At 50.4% G+C, this 15,046-nt stretch carries 12 protein-coding genes; 9 read left to right on the top strand and 3 right to left on the bottom strand.

Going from position 1 to position 15,046, the window contains the following annotated elements:
- The first annotated feature begins 9 nt into the window (after nt 1-9).
- From hyi to glxK, 7 genes are all read left to right on the top strand, one after another.
- Entirely contained in the window at nt 10-786 is a 777-nt protein-coding gene (gene hyi, locus ICA20_RS17895) for a hydroxypyruvate isomerase (RefSeq protein WP_038638438.1), read from the top strand.
- A 100-nt stretch (nt 787-886) separates the two neighbouring features.
- Nucleotides 887-1,765: a 2-hydroxy-3-oxopropionate reductase gene (glxR, locus tag ICA20_RS17890; protein ID WP_038638440.1), complete on the top strand. Its 879-nt coding sequence runs from the start codon at nt 887-889 to the stop codon at nt 1,763-1,765.
- A gap of 67 nt (nt 1,766-1,832) precedes the next feature.
- Nucleotides 1,833-3,083 (top strand): MFS transporter, encoded by a 1,251-nt coding sequence (locus tag ICA20_RS17885; RefSeq protein ID WP_038638443.1) that lies wholly within the window; start codon nt 1,833-1,835, stop codon nt 3,081-3,083.
- 98 nt (nt 3,084-3,181) lie between these two features.
- Nucleotides 3,182-4,642 (top strand): putative allantoin permease, encoded by a 1,461-nt coding sequence (locus ICA20_RS17880; RefSeq protein ID WP_038638445.1) that lies wholly within the window; start codon nt 3,182-3,184, stop codon nt 4,640-4,642.
- A 72-nt stretch (nt 4,643-4,714) separates the two neighbouring features.
- Nucleotides 4,715-6,076 carry an allantoinase AllB gene (allB, locus tag ICA20_RS17875; RefSeq protein ID WP_038638448.1) on the top strand — a complete coding sequence of 454 codons (1,362 nt, stop codon included), beginning with the start codon at nt 4,715-4,717 and terminating at the stop codon, nt 6,074-6,076.
- A gap of 58 nt (nt 6,077-6,134) precedes the next feature.
- Nucleotides 6,135-7,433, top strand: coding sequence for a uracil/xanthine transporter (locus ICA20_RS17870; protein ID WP_038638451.1), 1,299 nt, complete (start codon nt 6,135-6,137; stop codon nt 7,431-7,433).
- Between the two features lie 20 nt (nt 7,434-7,453).
- Nucleotides 7,454-8,602 carry a glycerate 3-kinase gene (gene glxK / locus ICA20_RS17865; RefSeq protein ID WP_038638454.1) on the top strand — a complete coding sequence of 383 codons (1,149 nt, stop codon included), beginning with the start codon at nt 7,454-7,456 and terminating at the stop codon, nt 8,600-8,602.
- A 79-nt stretch (nt 8,603-8,681) separates the two neighbouring features.
- On the opposite strand, the gene allE is transcribed toward glxK, so the two are convergent.
- The 3 genes from allE to allD are packed head-to-tail and all read right to left on the bottom strand — an operon-like array spanning nt 8,682 to nt 11,784.
- Nucleotides 8,682-9,467 carry a (S)-ureidoglycine aminohydrolase gene (gene allE / locus ICA20_RS17860; RefSeq protein WP_038638457.1) on the bottom strand — a complete coding sequence of 262 codons (786 nt, stop codon included), beginning with the start codon at nt 9,465-9,467 and terminating at the stop codon, nt 8,682-8,684.
- Between the two features lie 10 nt (nt 9,468-9,477).
- On the bottom strand, nt 9,478-10,713 hold the full coding sequence (gene allC, locus ICA20_RS17855) for an allantoate deiminase (RefSeq protein WP_038638460.1): 1,236 nt from the start codon (nt 10,711-10,713) through the stop codon (nt 9,478-9,480).
- A 21-nt stretch (nt 10,714-10,734) separates the two neighbouring features.
- Nucleotides 10,735-11,784, bottom strand: coding sequence for an ureidoglycolate dehydrogenase (gene allD, locus ICA20_RS17850; protein ID WP_038638462.1), 1,050 nt, complete (start codon nt 11,782-11,784; stop codon nt 10,735-10,737).
- A 316-nt stretch (nt 11,785-12,100) separates the two neighbouring features.
- On the opposite strand from allD, the gene ICA20_RS17845 reads away from it, so the two are divergent.
- The gene (locus ICA20_RS17845; RefSeq protein WP_038638465.1) at nt 12,101-13,768 is read left to right on the top strand and encodes an acyl-CoA synthetase FdrA; all 1,668 of its coding nucleotides are present in this window, start codon (nt 12,101-12,103) and stop codon (nt 13,766-13,768) included.
- Nucleotides 13,769-13,777: 9 nt separating this feature from the next.
- Nucleotides 13,778-15,037, top strand: coding sequence for a DUF1116 domain-containing protein (locus tag ICA20_RS17840; RefSeq protein ID WP_038638468.1), 1,260 nt, complete (start codon nt 13,778-13,780; stop codon nt 15,035-15,037).
- The last annotated feature ends 9 nt before the right edge of the window (nt 15,038-15,046 follow it).

Raw genomic sequence — 15,046 nt, 5'->3', positions numbered from 1 at the left:
AGGTGACAGATGTTACGGTTCTCAGCCAATCTTTCCATGCTGTTTCTGGAATACAGTTTCCTTGAGCGTTTCGACAAAGCGGCGCAAGCGGGGTTTCGTGGCGTAGAGTTTATGTTTCCCTACGATTACGACATTGACGTCTTAAAGGAAAAACTGCAGACCAACAAGCTGGAGCATACGTTGCATAATCTCCCCGCCGGAGATTGGGCGGCGGGTGAACGTGGTATCGCCTGTATTCCGGGGCGCGAAGAAGAGTTTCGTGATGGTGTGGCCGCGGCTATTCGCTATGCGAAGGGACTAGGTAATAAAAAAATCAATTGCCTGGTAGGTAAAACACCGGCGGGTTTTTCGACTGAACAGATCCAGCAAACGCTGGTGGAAAATCTTCGCTATGCGGCCAACATGTTAGCGAAAGAAGATATTTTATTGCTGATTGAGCCGATCAACCATTTTGATATTCCTGGTTTCTTTCTCACCGGTACACATCAGGCGTTAGCGTTAATTGATAGCGTCGGATGCAATAATATCAAAATTCAGTATGACATTTATCATATGCAGCGCATGGAAGGGGAATTAACCCAGACCATGACCACGTGGGCAAATAAAATAGGTCATTTGCAAATTGCAGATAACCCTCGTCGCGGAGAGCCAGGGACCGGGGAAATCAATTATGACTTTATTTTTAAGTTTATTGACAAATCAGGTTATGACGGGTGGGTAGGCTGCGAATATAAGCCGCTGACGACCACCGAAGCGGGATTATCGTGGATTAATCAGTATCGATAATTTGTAAGTAATTTCAGGCAACACTATTTTTTCCACTCTGTTGGAAGGGAATCGTTTTGCCTGAATTCAGGAATACCGACAGATATAAAAGAGGTTACAAATGAAACTGGGATTTATTGGCCTGGGTATTATGGGATCGCCAATGGCGATTAATCTGGCGCGTGCCGGACATCAATTACATGTCACGACCATTGGTCCGGTGGCTGAGGAGTTGCTGTCACTGGGGGCGGTTAATGTTGAAACTGCGCGTCAGGTAACTGATTTCGCAGATATTATCTTCATCATGGTGCCGGATACGCCGCAGGTTGAAGAAGTGCTTTTTGGTGAACACGGGTGCGCTAAAACCGCATTGCAGGGAAAAACCATTGTCGATATGAGTTCTATTTCTCCTATCGAAACCAAGCGTTTTGCTCAGCAGGTTAATGAACTCGGCGGGGATTATCTGGATGCGCCCGTGTCCGGCGGGGAAATTGGCGCTCGTGAAGGGACGCTGTCCATTATGGTTGGCGGTGAACCTAAAGTATTTGAACGGGTGAAACCGCTCTTTGATATTCTGGGAAAAAATATCACTCTGGTGGGCGGGAATGGTGATGGCCAAACCTGTAAAGTGGCTAACCAAATTATCGTGGCCTTAAATATTGAAGCCGTTTCTGAAGCGCTGGTATTTGCCTCTAAAGCGGGCGCAGATCCGGTTCGCGTGCGTCAGGCATTAATGGGCGGGTTTGCCTCATCTCGTATTCTGGAAGTACATGGTGAGCGCATGATTAAGCGCACTTTTGATCCCGGATTCAAAATTGCACTGCATCAAAAAGATCTCAACCTTGCATTACAAAGTGCCAAGGCGCTCTCATTGAATTTGCCTAATACGGCAACCTGTCAGGAGTTATTTAATACCTGTGCCGCGAATGGTGGAAGCCAGTTGGATCACTCGGCAATGGTTCAGGCCCTGGAATTAATGGCTAATCATAAATTGTCATGATCGTTGGTATCGCTGCAATCCTGCAGCGATACATTTTAATCAGACACACTTTGGAAAGGTGCATGTCATGAGTGAAAAAAATACATCCGGTATTGAATACTGGAAGAAGATCGTCGTCGTAATGAGTCTGGGTTGGGTTGCGATATGGATTTATCGCACCGTATTAACCCCTATTTATCCTGAGATTCAGGCTTCCCTGGGCAATGTCAGCAATGCTGAAATTGGCGCCATCGCCAGTTTCTATTTTTTCGCCTATTGCAGTATGCAAATTCCCTGCGGAATTTTGGTCGATAAGCTTGGCCAGAAAATTATGCTGATGTGTGGGTTTACGCTCTTTATTATTGGTACGCTCAGTATTGCAAAAGCCACGGGACTGGTGATGATCTATGCCGGTTCGCTGATGGCAGGAGCGGGCTGCGCCTCTTTCTTTAGTTCAGCGTATTCCCTCTCTTCGGCAAATGTCCCGCAGGCTCGCCGGGCACTGGCAAACGCCATCATTAATAGCGGCTCTGCGATTGGGATGGGGATCGGTTTAATCGGCTCCAGCGTGTTGGTTAAAAGCATGAGCATGGCCTGGCAAAACGTGTTGTTCCTGGTTGCGGCTGTGTTAGTGGTGATGTTGTGCGTATTTACTTTGGTTATCCGCGGTAAGGCAAAAAGCGAAACGGCGGTGTCAGAGCAAAAAACGCAGACGGCAACGATGACAGAAGAAAAAAGTCCGCCGCTGTTTTCGGGTTTGTTATGCAGCGTCTACTTCCTCTATTTCTGTACCTGTTATGGCTATTACCTGATTGTGACCTGGCTTCCGTCTTATCTACAGACTGAAAGGGGATTTGATGGTGGCGCGATTGGGGTTGCCTCGGCTTTGGTCGCCGTGGTGGGGGTTCCCGGTGCGTTGTTCTTCAGCCATCTGTCCGATAAATTCCGTAACAGCAAAGTCAAAGTCATTCTTGGGCTGGAAATTATGGCCGCCGCAATGCTGGTGTTTACGGTGTTATCGCCGAATACCACGATGTTGATGGTCAGCCTGACTCTGTACGGTTTATTGGGAAAAATGGCGGTGGATCCCATCCTGATCTCCTTCGTGTCTGAACAGGCGTCGGCGAAAACGTTGGGCAGAGCATTTAGCCTGTTTAACTTCTTTGGTATGAGTTCAGCCGTTATTGCGCCAACGTTAACCGGATTTATTTCCGATTTGACTGGCTCAAAAGAGATAAGCTTTGTCATCTCGGCTTGTCTGGTTGTTACCGGAACGCTTATTTTTGCCGGCGTGACGTTATATAAAAAGAAAGCAACACCAGTTACTGCTTCAGCATAAAAATATAATTAAAACTATTTGCATTACTTAATATATTGTTTTTGTTCCACATAGCTAAACCCATTACAACGTTATCCGATACGTGACAAGAGGGATTTATGGAACAGCAAAGAGATCTATACCAACAACGTGGTTATAGTGACGACTTATTACCAAAAACGGCAGCACAACGAAACTGGAAAACATTTAACTATTTTACTTTATGGATGGGGTCAGTACATAACGTACCTAATTACGTTATGGTTGGCGGGTTCTTCATTCTCGGGCTGTCCACATTCAGTATTATGCTGGCTATTATTATTAGTGCATTGTTTATTGCATTAGTCATGGTTATGAACGGCGCCGCCGGAAGTAAATACGGTGTACCTTTTGCAATGATTCTGCGTGGCTCGTATGGCGTACGTGGTGCGCTTTTCCCGGGATTATTAAGAGGCGGCATTGCTGCAATTATGTGGTTCGGGCTGCAATGTTATGCCGGATCGCTGGCTTTTCTTATTCTGATTGGCAAGATATGGCCTGGGTTTTTAACGCTGGGCGGTGATTTTACACTACTGGGGTTGTCTCTGCCGGGGTTAATCACATTTCTTATCTTTTGGCTGATTAACGTTGGTATCGGTTTTGGCGGCGGTAAAGTATTAAATAAATTTACCGCGATCCTGAACCCTTGCATTTATATCGTTTTTGGCGGAATGGCTATCTGGGCGATATCCCTGGTAGGGATTGGCCCCATTCTGGACTACATTCCGGGCGGTGTGCAAAAAGCGGGAAACAGCGGATTCCTGTTCCTGGTAGTGATTAACGCCGTGGTTGCGGTATGGGCCGCTCCAGCGGTGAGCGCATCGGACTTTACGCAAAATGCCCACTCATTTCGTGAACAGGCGTTAGGCCAGACGCTGGGTCTTATTGTCGCGTACGTGTTATTTGCGATTGCCAGCGTGTGTATTATTGCTGGTGCCAGTATTCATTATGGAATGGATACCTGGAATGTGCTGGATATCGTACAGCGTTGGAACAGTCTGTTTGCCTCATTCTTCGCAGTTTTGGTTATTCTGATGACCACAATCTCAACAAACGCTACGGGTAATATTATTCCGGCTGGTTATCAGATTGCCGCAATTGCGCCAACAAAACTAACATATAAAAAAGGTGTATTGATTGCCAGTATTATTAGCTTACTGATTTGTCCATGGAAGCTTATGGAAAATCAGAGCAGCATTTATCTGTTTCTGGACATCATCGGCGGTATGCTCGGTCCTGTTATTGGTGTTATGTTGGCGCACTATTTTGTCGTTATGCGTGGCAAGATTAATCTTGATGAATTATATACCGCCAGTGGTAATTACCAATATTATGATAATGGATTTAACCTGACGGCATTCTCCGTAACGTTAGTGGCGGTAATTCTTTCACTGGGTGGGAAGTTTATTCCATTGCTTGAGCCGTTATCGCGAGTGTCGTGGTTTGTTGGGGTTATTGTCGCATTTGTGGCATATGCCTTACTGAAAAAAAGAATGGTTGGACAACCTGCCGCAGTAGAAAAAGCAACAGGTCAGTTGTAATGAAATCAGTAAACGTAGGTGTAAGCGTGCGTTATTTATAAAAACTATCTGTATCCATACAAGGAGTTCGTTATGTCTTTTGATTTAATTATTAAGAACGGTACTGTTATTTTAGAAAATGAAGCTCGTATTGTTGATATTGCCGTCCAGGCAGGAAAAATCGCCGCCATTGGTGAGAATCTGGGGGAGGCAAAGCAGGTAATGGATGCGACAGGTCTGGTGGTTTCACCGGGCATGGTCGATGCGCATACCCATATCTCTGAGCCGGGGCGTACACATTGGGAAGGCTATGAGACCGGAACGCGTGCCGCGGCAAAAGGCGGTATCACCACAATGATCGAAATGCCTCTCAACCAACTGCCCGCGACGGTGGATCGCGAAACCATCGAACTTAAATTTGATGCGGCAAAAGGCAAATTGACCATTGATGCCGCGCAGCTTGGCGGTCTGGTTTCTTACAACCTTGATCGTCTGCACGAGCTGGATGAGGTCGGTGTCGTCGGTTTCAAATGCTTCGTTGCCACCTGTGGCGATCGCGGAATCGACAATGACTTCCGTGACGTTAACGACTGGCAGTTCTACAAAGGCGCGCAGAAGTTAGCAGAAATGGACCAGACGGTGCTGGTGCATTGCGAAAATGCGCTCATTTGCGACGAGCTTGGCGAGGAAGCTAAACGCGAAGGCCGTGTGACGGCACATGATTATGTGGCTTCACGTCCGGTTTTCACTGAGGTGGAAGCTATTCGCCGTGTGCTGTATCTGGCAAAAGTCGCCGGTTGCCGCCTGCACGTTTGCCATATCAGCAGCCCGGAAGGCGTGGAAGAAGTGACCCGTGCCCGCCAGGAAGGCCAGGATGTGACCTGCGAATCCTGCCCGCATTATTTTGTGCTGGATACCGATCAGTTTGAAGAGATTGGCACGCTGGCAAAATGTTCTCCGCCGATCCGCGATCGACAGAATCAACAAGGTATGTGGGAAAAACTGTTCAATGGTGAGATTGACTGCCTGGTTTCCGACCACTCGCCATGCCCACCAGAAATGAAGGCTGGCAATATCATGCAGGCGTGGGGCGGCATTGCCGGACTGCAGAGCTGCATGGACGTCATGTTTGATGAGGCCGTGCAAAAACGCGGTATGTCGCTGCCGCTATTCGCTAAATTGATGGCAACCAACGCCGCAGATATTTTTGGCCTGAAACAGAAAGGACGTATTGCCCCGGGTAAAGATGCTGACTTCGTCTTTATTCAACCGGACAGCAAATACGTTCTGAAAAACGAAGACCTGGAATACCGTCACAAAGTCAGCCCGTATGTTGGCCGGACGATTGGCGCGCGCATTACGAAAACTCTTCTTCGCGGGGATGTTATCTATGACATCGAGCAGGGATTCCCGGTAGCGCCAAAAGGTCAATTTATCCTTAAACATCAACAATAATGTGATGCGAATTAATGCCCGTCATGCTGGCGGGCATTCTCTATTTTAAGGTATGAATATGCTTCCTGTTATTAACCGCGAAAGTTTGCTATCTGGCTTTCAGTGGTTTTTCTTTATTTTTTGCAATACGGTCGTGGTCCCCCCAACGCTGGTTTCTGCTTTTCATCTCCCCGCGAGCAATCTGTTAATGCTCACGCAATACGCTTTTTTCACGACATCGCTGGCCTGCCTTGCGCAGGTTATTTGTGGCCATCGTCGCGCCATTATGGAAGGGCCTACCGGTTTATGGTGGGGCACCATTCTGACAATTACCCTGGCTGAGGCGTCACGCGGGACACCGCTCAATGATATCGCCACCAGTCTGAGCGTCGGGATTGTCATTTCCGCTGTGCTGACGATGATTATCGGCTTTAGCGGCTTAGGACACCGGTTGGCCCGGCTATTTACCCCAACGGTGATGGTCTTTTTTATGCTGCTGTTGGGCGCTCAGCTCACCACTATCTTTTTTAAGGGCATGTTGGGATTGCCTTTTGGCATTGCTGACACCAGCGTCAAAATTCAACTGGCGCCTTTTAGCCTGGCGGTTGGCGTGATGTGCTTCATCCTTGCGATGATCATTTTTTTACCGCAGCGGATCTCTCGTTATGCCCTGCTGGTGGGGGCGGTAGTGGGATGGGGACTCTGGCGATTGTGCTTTCCATCAACGTCTTTGCCGTCTGGTGAATTAAGCTGGCAGTGGTTCCCGTTAGGCAGTCATGGCAGGCTGTTACCCGGTATTATCCTGACGGCGGTTATCACCGGTCTGGTGAATATCAGTAATACCTATGGCGCGGTGCGCGGCACGGACGTCTTTTATGCGCATCAAGGCTCCAGCAGCTCGCGTTATCGTCGTAGCTTTATCATTTCCGGTTTTATGACGCTGGTGACAGTGCCTTTTGCCGTGATTCCATTTTCACCTTTTGTCTCCTCTATCGGGCTGTTAACTCAAACTGGCGACAGCTCGCGAAAATCATTTATTTGCGGCAGCGTATTATGTTTATTGGTGGCGATAGTAACGCCGCTAACCCGCTTATTCTGCGCCATTCCACTGGCGATCAGCAGTGCCGTTATGCTGGTCTCTTATCTGCCGTTGCTCTATTCCGGTCTGGTTTTCAGCCAGCAAATCACCTTTACCGCACGAAATATTTATCGGCTGGCACTCCCGCTGTTTGTGGGCATTTTTTTGATGGGGCTGCCACCGGTTTATTTACAAGATCTTCCACTGACTATTCGGCCATTACTGAGCAATGGCTTATTGGTGGGGATTTTACTGGCAGTGCTTATGGAAAACCTCATTCCATGGGAACGCATTAAATAACAGGATGAAAAGGATTAATGATGAAAATTGTAATTGCGCCAGATTCGTTTAAAGAGAGCTTAAGCGCCGAACAATGCTGCCAGGCAATTAAAGCTGGATTTTCAAGCATATTCCCGGATGCAGAATATATTTGTTTGCCTATTGCGGATGGCGGGGAGGGGACCGTGGATGCCATGGTGGCGGCGACTGGTGGAAAAGTGGTCTCGCTGGAGGTCTGTGGGCCGATGGGGGAAAAGGTCATGGGATTTTATGGCCTGACCGGTGATGGAAAGACCGCCATTATTGAAATGGCTGCGGCGAGTGGACTGATGCTCGTCGAACCGCAGGCGCGTAATCCGCTGCTGGCGTCAAGTTACGGTACTGGCGAACTGATTCGGCATGCGCTGGATGCCGGTATTCGTCATATTATCCTCGGTATCGGCGGGAGTGCGACAGTTGATGGCGGCATGGGGATGGCTCAGGCGCTGGGCGTGCGGTTTCTTGACGCGCAAGGGGCATCATTGAGGGCGGGAGGCGGTAGCTTGTCTCGCCTCGCGAGCATTGACCTGCGACAGTGCGATCCGCGGCTGACAACATGTCGGATCGAAGTCGCTTGTGATGTGGACAACCCATTGGTTGGCCCGCGCGGCGCGGCAAGGGTATTTGGTCCGCAGAAGGGGGCGACGCCGGAAATGGTTGAGAAACTGGAAGAAGGGTTACTCAACTACGCGCATGTGCTGCAAGCGTTGACCGGTGAAGAGGTATCTCAGGTTGCGGGCGGTGGCGCGGCGGGCGGAATGGGCATCGCCGCGGCTATCTTTCTGCAGGCCATCATGAAACCAGGGATTGAGATTGTGCTGCAGGCTGTGCAACTGGAGCAGTCCATCAAAGATGCATCGCTGGTTATCACCGGCGAGGGACGTATTGATTCGCAAACGGTCGGGGGAAAAGCGCCAATCGGTGTTGCTTCTGTTGCTATGCAGCATCATGTTCCGGTTATTGGTATCGCCGGGGTGCTGGGGGAAGGCGTGGAGGTGGTTCACGATCATGGTATTGATGCGGTATTCAGTATTTTGCCGCGACTCGCGCCATTGGCGGAAGTGCTGGCGAGCGGTGAAACCAACCTTTATTACTGCGCGCGTAATATTGCTTGCGCGATGAAGCTCGGTCAGGCAATGAATCTGCGTTAAGCATAAAAAAAGCCACGGTGTTAACCGTGGCAAAACCCAACATAGCTAAATAAAAAATTATCAGGCGGACTGTTCGCCGTTAAATCTCTACATCCCGGTTGCAATCTTTGGAATAGATATAGCTGAATGCTTCACCACGCCCCACGCCGTAACCTGCCTGCAGGGAGTACGCGCCCATAAAGATGTAGTCGCCTTTTTTCACCGGGATCCATTGGTTATCGAGGTTATAAACGCCCTGGCCTGAGAGAATATAAGCCCCATGTTCCTGTACGTGCGTTTCGATATAACCATGGCTGGCGCCGGGTTCGAATGACAGAATATGCATATTCATATCGAAGCCTAATTCTTTAGGCAGGAAATCCAGCAGGATTACGTCATCCATGCCTTCATAATGAATACGTTCTAACTGGTTGGCATTACCGGAGACCAGCCATGGCGAATGGCCGGCCACCGGCGTATAACGCCGTTTGTATAAAAACAGTTGGCTGTCTTCTGTCTGGGCATTATTAAAGGTGAGCAGTTCACCTGGCGGGCAATACAGATATCCGCCCTGAGTCAAAGCAAATGTTTTACCTTCCGCTTTTGCCTCAATTTTGCCGGAAATAACATACACGAACGTTTCAATACCTTCGCCGCCAAAACCGCTGTGGTGGCCGCCGTTCTGGTGTAGGGTCACCAGATAGTCAACAAATGACGCGCCCAGTTTTGGCGTTGAGAGGATGGTGACGTCACAGTTTTCAAATCCCGGAATGATATTTTTAACCAGTCCGTCCGGGGTTAACAGGGCAAAGTTACCGTGTTTTACAATTGCGCGATTAGCCAGTAAATCATCGCGATAACCCGTGACGTTATTCAGATATCCCATGGGTGACTCCTTATTTCTGCCAGGCAAGTTGATGAAGCATTAATGCCAGAGTTTTGACCCCTTCGGCAAGGTCGTTAATGTTTGTGCGTTCAGCGGGGTTGTGGCTGATACCGTTAATGCTGGGAATGAAAATCATGCAGGTCGGTACACGAGGGGCAAAAATCTGCGCATCATGGCCCGCGCCACTGTGCATGACACGGTAGTTCAGTTGTTCCTTTTCACACAGTTCGGTAAGGGTGGAGACCAGTTTACTGTCCATCGGGACTGGCGTTTCATCCATCCACAAATCGATATCAATACCGATATCCATTTCATCACAGATGGCGCGCATGTCGTTTTCCAGTTGCTGAGTAAAATCACGCAGTACGTCGGCATCGGTATGACGGCAATCGATCGTGAAGGTCGTTTTTCCTGGCACCACGTTGACGGTGTTTGGCTGTGGCTCTACTTTACCAAAGGTCAGTACCAGAGGATCGCCATGCTTTTTGGCTTTCTCGATAGACTGGCTGCAGATGCGACTGAAAGCGTAAACGGTATCGCGACGGTAGCTCAGCGGCGTTGTACCCGCATGGTTGGATTCGCCGTTCAGCGTTACCGTATAGCGACGTTGGCCGACAATCGCGCTGACGACGCCTATCGACTGGCCATTACTTTCAAGCACGCAACCTTGTTCGATGTGTAATTCAACGAAGGCTTTGATGTCATTACGAGCATGTAGCGGCTCTGCGGGGAGGGTAAAGCCGCAGGCGCTCATTGCGTCAACAAAACGGGTGCCTTTCGCGTCCTGGATGTTACGGACGTCATCAGGATTTGCCAGTCCAAAAATGTTTTTGCTGCCCCAGAAGACATACGGGAAACGGCTGCCTTCCTCTTCCGCCATGGAAACGACTTCGACCGTTTTCAGCGGTGCGCCATAGGTGCTCTTGAGCCAGTCAACCGCGAGCCATGCCGCCAGCGCGCCAAACTGGCCGTCAAGATTGCCGCCGTTGACGACGGTATCAATATGCGAGCCGCTTAAAATGACCTGTTCCGGCGATTCGCTCCCGAGCAGACGACCGTATAAGTTGCCCACTTCATCAAAGCGCGTTTCCAGGCCACTGGCGTCCATGCGCTTTTTGAATTGCTGTTGTGTTTCAAGCCATTCTGGCGAATACAGCAAGCGCGTCATCCCACCGGTAGGATCCGCGCCAAAGGAAGAGAGCCAGGGAAGGGTTTCTTCAATTGCGTGACGAAAATGGTTGATCATATGAAATTCCTGTTTCAATAATTATTGTGCAAAGGGATTCTTTGTTTCGTATGACTTGAGATAGAGGGCATCGGAAATCAGGTATTGATAAATATCGTCAACAATGTCGATACCATGGACCGCGGCATTGCGTTGATTAATATCTTGATCCTGTCCGGGGTAATAAACTTGTTTAAAGCCGGGGGCCGGAGTAATGTTATTTAACTCTTGCATGCTCTGGCTGAGGTGCTGGCGGAATAATTGGCTGGAGGAGAAAAAGTCGGGATTAATAACCAAATGCAGTTGGCCTAAATTCCGACCGGCATGTAAATCCTCATACATTGAACTGACCTGACGACCAAACGGTAATCCCAATAAAATGCCGGATAACACATCGATCATCATCATCAGGCCATAGCCTTTAGGCCCGGCCGCAGGTAGCAACGCATTGACAGCAAAGGGATCGGAAGTTGGCGCGCCGTTTTTATCGACTGCCCAGGTATTAGGAATCGGCTCGTTGCGGGAGCGCGCATCCAGAACTTTTCCCCATGCCTGCACCGTTGTCGCCATATCAAACGTCATGATGTCGTCGCCTTCTCCTGGCGCAGCGAAGGCTAACGGATTGGTACCGTAGTAAATATCTGCGCCGCCGAACGGTACCACCATCGGGTCGGACTGGCACACGGAGAGGCCGATCAGACCAGCGCGAGCGGCTTGCTGCACAAAGTAAGAAATGGCACCGCTGTGCCCCATTCGGCTAATGCCAACGACGGCGACACCATTTTTTTTAGCAATTTTAATGGCATGCTCCATACCCATCTTGGCTGCGACTTGCCCGGCGGCATTATCGGCATGCAAAATCGCTGTACAGGGACCGGTTTCTTCAAAACGAAATGTGGGTTCGCGGTTAGTGCCGCCTTTTGAAATGCGCTCAGCATAGTATTCAACGCGTACGGCGCCATGAGAGTGAATGCCTCTGGCATCGGCATAAACCAATACCTCAGCAACCGTTGTGGCGTGCTCACGTTTTAGTCCGGCCTTGCAAAGCTTATTCTCGATAAGCTGGTGGAGTGTTTCCCGACTGATTTTCATCTGTCTTCCTTTTTAACGACGGTGTGAAGCATGACTGCCGTTAACATACCGGGAATAAAAATTGATTATGTGATCCAGACACACAAAAAAATATAGTTAGAATTTATTTGATAATCAGTATGGATTTGCCCTTTCTTTTTAAATAAATAATGGCGTTAGAAAATAATGTTTAATCTTCTGGTGGTTATTAAATTTATTTTGTTAATAATTCCAGTGTGATGCCAGTCACTCTATTTGTGATCCCAGATATATACCTTGAGCTACACATTAACACTACTCGTGCAATTGCCATGGGTGCAATTATTAAGGGGTTGTTATGATCCACGCCTTTATTAAAAAAGGGTGTTTTCAGGACTCTGTCAGTTTAATGATTATTTCACGCAAGCTGAGTGAGTCCGAAAATGTAGACGATGTATCGGTCATGATGGGAACACCAGCGAATAAATCATTGCTGGAAACGACCGGGTTTTGGCATGACGATTTTAATAATGCGACGCCAAACGATATTTGCGTGGCGATTCGTACTGAAACGGCAGATGAAAGTATTACACAGGCCATTCTGCAACAACTGGATGAGTCGTTGCAGCAGCTGGCGCAGGCCACCGGCGGTAGCCAAACGCTCCTGCAGGTCAGACGCTGGGAAAGCGCGTGCCAGAAACTGCCTGAGGCGAATATGACGCTCATTTCCGTTGCCGGTGAATATGCGGCGGAACTGGCGAACCAGGCCTTGGATCGCAACCTGAACGTCATGATGTTCTCCGATAACGTTACCCTGGACGATGAAATCGCTCTGAAGCGCCGTGCGCAGGATAAAGGTTTACTGGTGATGGGACCTGACTGCGGAACTGCCATGATTGCGGGTACGCCGCTGGCTTTTGCCAACGTGATGCCGGAAGGCAATATCGGTGTGCTGGGCGCCTCCGGGACAGGGATTCAGGAGCTCTGTTCACAGATAGCGCTGGCCGGGGAAGGCATCACCCACGCCATCGGTCTGGGTGGACGCGACCTGAGCGCCGAGGTGGGGGGGATTAGCGCGCTTACCGCGCTGGAGATGCTTGGCGCAGACGACAAAAGCCAGGTGTTGGCTTTTGTGTCGAAACCGCCGGCGGAGGCTGTTCGCCAGCATATCGTGAACGCGATGAAGGCCACCGGCAAACCCGTGGTAGCTCTGTTTTTAGGTTACACCGCCGCGGTCGCTCGCGATGAAAATGTCTGGTTTGCCGCGACGCTGGACGATGCGGCCCGTCTGGCCTGTTTACTGGCGAGAGTCGCGGCGCGACGCAGCTCGCTTTCAACCACAGGAGACGGTGTGATCCGAGGGTTATACACCGGAGGTACGCTGGCCGCCGAAGCCGCTGGGCTGCTGGCCGCCCACCTGAATGTCGCCGCGGATGCACAACATCACCATGGCATGATGCTGGATGCCGCCGGGCACCAGATTATCGATCTGGGGGATGATTTTTACACCGTCGGGCGGCCGCATCCGATGATTGACCCTGCCTTACGTAATCAACTGATTACGGATCTGGGGGGGCAGCCTCAGGTACGCGTGCTGCTAGTTGATGTCGTGATTGGTTACGGCGCGACGGCAGATCCGGCCGCATCGCTGGTTCAGGCCTGGCAGAAGGCGTGCGCTGCGCGAGACCACGAGCAACCGCTGTATGCGATTGCGACGGTGACAGGTACAGAACGCGATCCGCAGTGTCGCTCACTGCAGATTGCCACACTGGAAGATGCCGGCATTGCCGTAGTGAATTCACTGCCTGAGGCAACGCTGCTTGCCGCCGAACTGATTCGTCCATCTCAACCGTTATCTGACAAATCCGCACCTTCGCTACTGGAAAAAGTGGCGGTCATCAATGCCGGGTTACGCAGTTTTGCACTGGATTTACAGGCTGCGGAAATGCCTGTGGTGCATTACCAGTGGGCGCCTGTCGCTGGCGGTAATAAGAAACTGGCTCGTTTATTAGAACGTTTGCAATAAGGGGTTCCAATGTTTACATCAGTGGCGCAAGCCAATGCTGCAGTAATCGAACAAATTCGTCGTGCGCGTCCACACTGGCTGGATGTGCAACCTGCCTCCTCATTAATCCGCGAGCTCAATGAAGGGAAAACGCTGCTGCATGCGGGACCGCCAATGCGTTGGCAAGAAATGACCGGTCCGATGAAAGGGGCCTGTATTGGTGCATGTCTGTTTGAAGGGTGGGCCAATGATGAGATGAGCGCGCTGGCTTTACTGGAGCAGGGCAAAGTCCGGTTCGTACCTTGCCACCATGTTAATGCTGTGGGGCCAATGGGGGGAATCACCTCTGCCAGCATGCCGATGCTGGTGGTGGAAAATATCACCGACGGTAACCGGGCTTACTGCAATCTCAACGAAGGGATTGGCAAAGTGATGCGCTTCGGCGCGTATGGTGAGGATGTCCAGCAGCGTTTACGTTGGATGCGCGATGTCCTGATGCCTGTTTTAAGCGCGGCGCTGGCCAATCTGGAACAGGGTATTGATCTGACCGCCATGATGGCGCAGGGCATTACGATGGGCGATGAGTTCCATCAGCGCAACATTGCCTCTTCAGCTCTGCTGATGCGAACCCTGGCGCCGCAAATTGCCCGTCTGGAACATGATAAGCAGCAGATTGCTGAGGTGATGGATTTCCTCAGCGTGACCGACCAGTTCTTCCTTAACCTTGCGATGGCTTACTGCAAAGCGGCAATGGATGCCGGGGCACTGGTGCGTTCCGGCAGTATTGTGACCGCAATGACCCGTAATGGCGACATGTTCGGGATCCGGGTGAGCGGACTTGGCGATCGCTGGTTTACCGCGCCGGTTAACACACCGCAGGGGCTGTTCTTTACCGGCTTCTCGCAGGAACAAGCTAACCCGGATATGGGCGATAGCGCCATCACCGAAACCTTTGGTATTGGCGGCGCCGCGATGATCGCGGCCCCTGGCGTAACGCGGTTTGTCGGCGCCGGAGGAATGGAGGCCGCGAAGTCCGTTTCCGAGGAGATGGCTGAAATCTATCTGGAACGCAATATGCAGTTGCAGATCCCTGGCTGGGATTTCCAGGGGGCTTGCCTTGGTCTTGATATCCGTCGCGTCGTGGAAACAGGTATTACGCCGCTGATCAACACGGGTATTGCCCATAAAGAAGCCGGTATTGGTCAGATCGGCGCGGGCACCGTTCGTGCGCCGCTGGCCTGCTTTGAGCTGGCTCTGGAAGCGCTGGCTGAAAGTATGGGCATTAGCTAAGAGAGCCGC

This window comes from Citrobacter sp. C5_2 (assembly GCF_014596845.2).
Taxonomy (GTDB): Bacteria; Pseudomonadota; Gammaproteobacteria; order Enterobacterales; family Enterobacteriaceae; genus Citrobacter; species Citrobacter werkmanii.
Note: the sequence above shows the minus strand (reverse complement) of the source record. Positions and strands in the feature narration are given on the sequence as shown.

Coding starts and splice junctions, on each gene's coding strand:
- hyi (WP_038638438.1), top strand. CDS start 10: ATGTTACGGTTCTCAGCCAATCTTTCCATGCTGTTTCTGGAATACAGT.
- glxR (WP_038638440.1), top strand. CDS start 887: ATGAAACTGGGATTTATTGGCCTGGGTATTATGGGATCGCCAATGGCG.
- ICA20_RS17885 (WP_038638443.1), top strand. CDS start 1,833: ATGAGTGAAAAAAATACATCCGGTATTGAATACTGGAAGAAGATCGTC.
- ICA20_RS17880 (WP_038638445.1), top strand. CDS start 3,182: ATGGAACAGCAAAGAGATCTATACCAACAACGTGGTTATAGTGACGAC.
- allB (WP_038638448.1), top strand. CDS start 4,715: ATGTCTTTTGATTTAATTATTAAGAACGGTACTGTTATTTTAGAAAAT.
- ICA20_RS17870 (WP_038638451.1), top strand. CDS start 6,135: ATGCTTCCTGTTATTAACCGCGAAAGTTTGCTATCTGGCTTTCAGTGG.
- glxK (WP_038638454.1), top strand. CDS start 7,454: ATGAAAATTGTAATTGCGCCAGATTCGTTTAAAGAGAGCTTAAGCGCC.
- allE (WP_038638457.1), bottom strand. CDS start 9,467: ATGGGATATCTGAATAACGTCACGGGTTATCGCGATGATTTACTGGCT.
- allC (WP_038638460.1), bottom strand. CDS start 10,713: ATGATCAACCATTTTCGTCACGCAATTGAAGAAACCCTTCCCTGGCTC.
- allD (WP_038638462.1), bottom strand. CDS start 11,784: ATGAAAATCAGTCGGGAAACACTCCACCAGCTTATCGAGAATAAGCTT.
- ICA20_RS17845 (WP_038638465.1), top strand. CDS start 12,101: ATGATCCACGCCTTTATTAAAAAAGGGTGTTTTCAGGACTCTGTCAGT.
- ICA20_RS17840 (WP_038638468.1), top strand. CDS start 13,778: ATGTTTACATCAGTGGCGCAAGCCAATGCTGCAGTAATCGAACAAATT.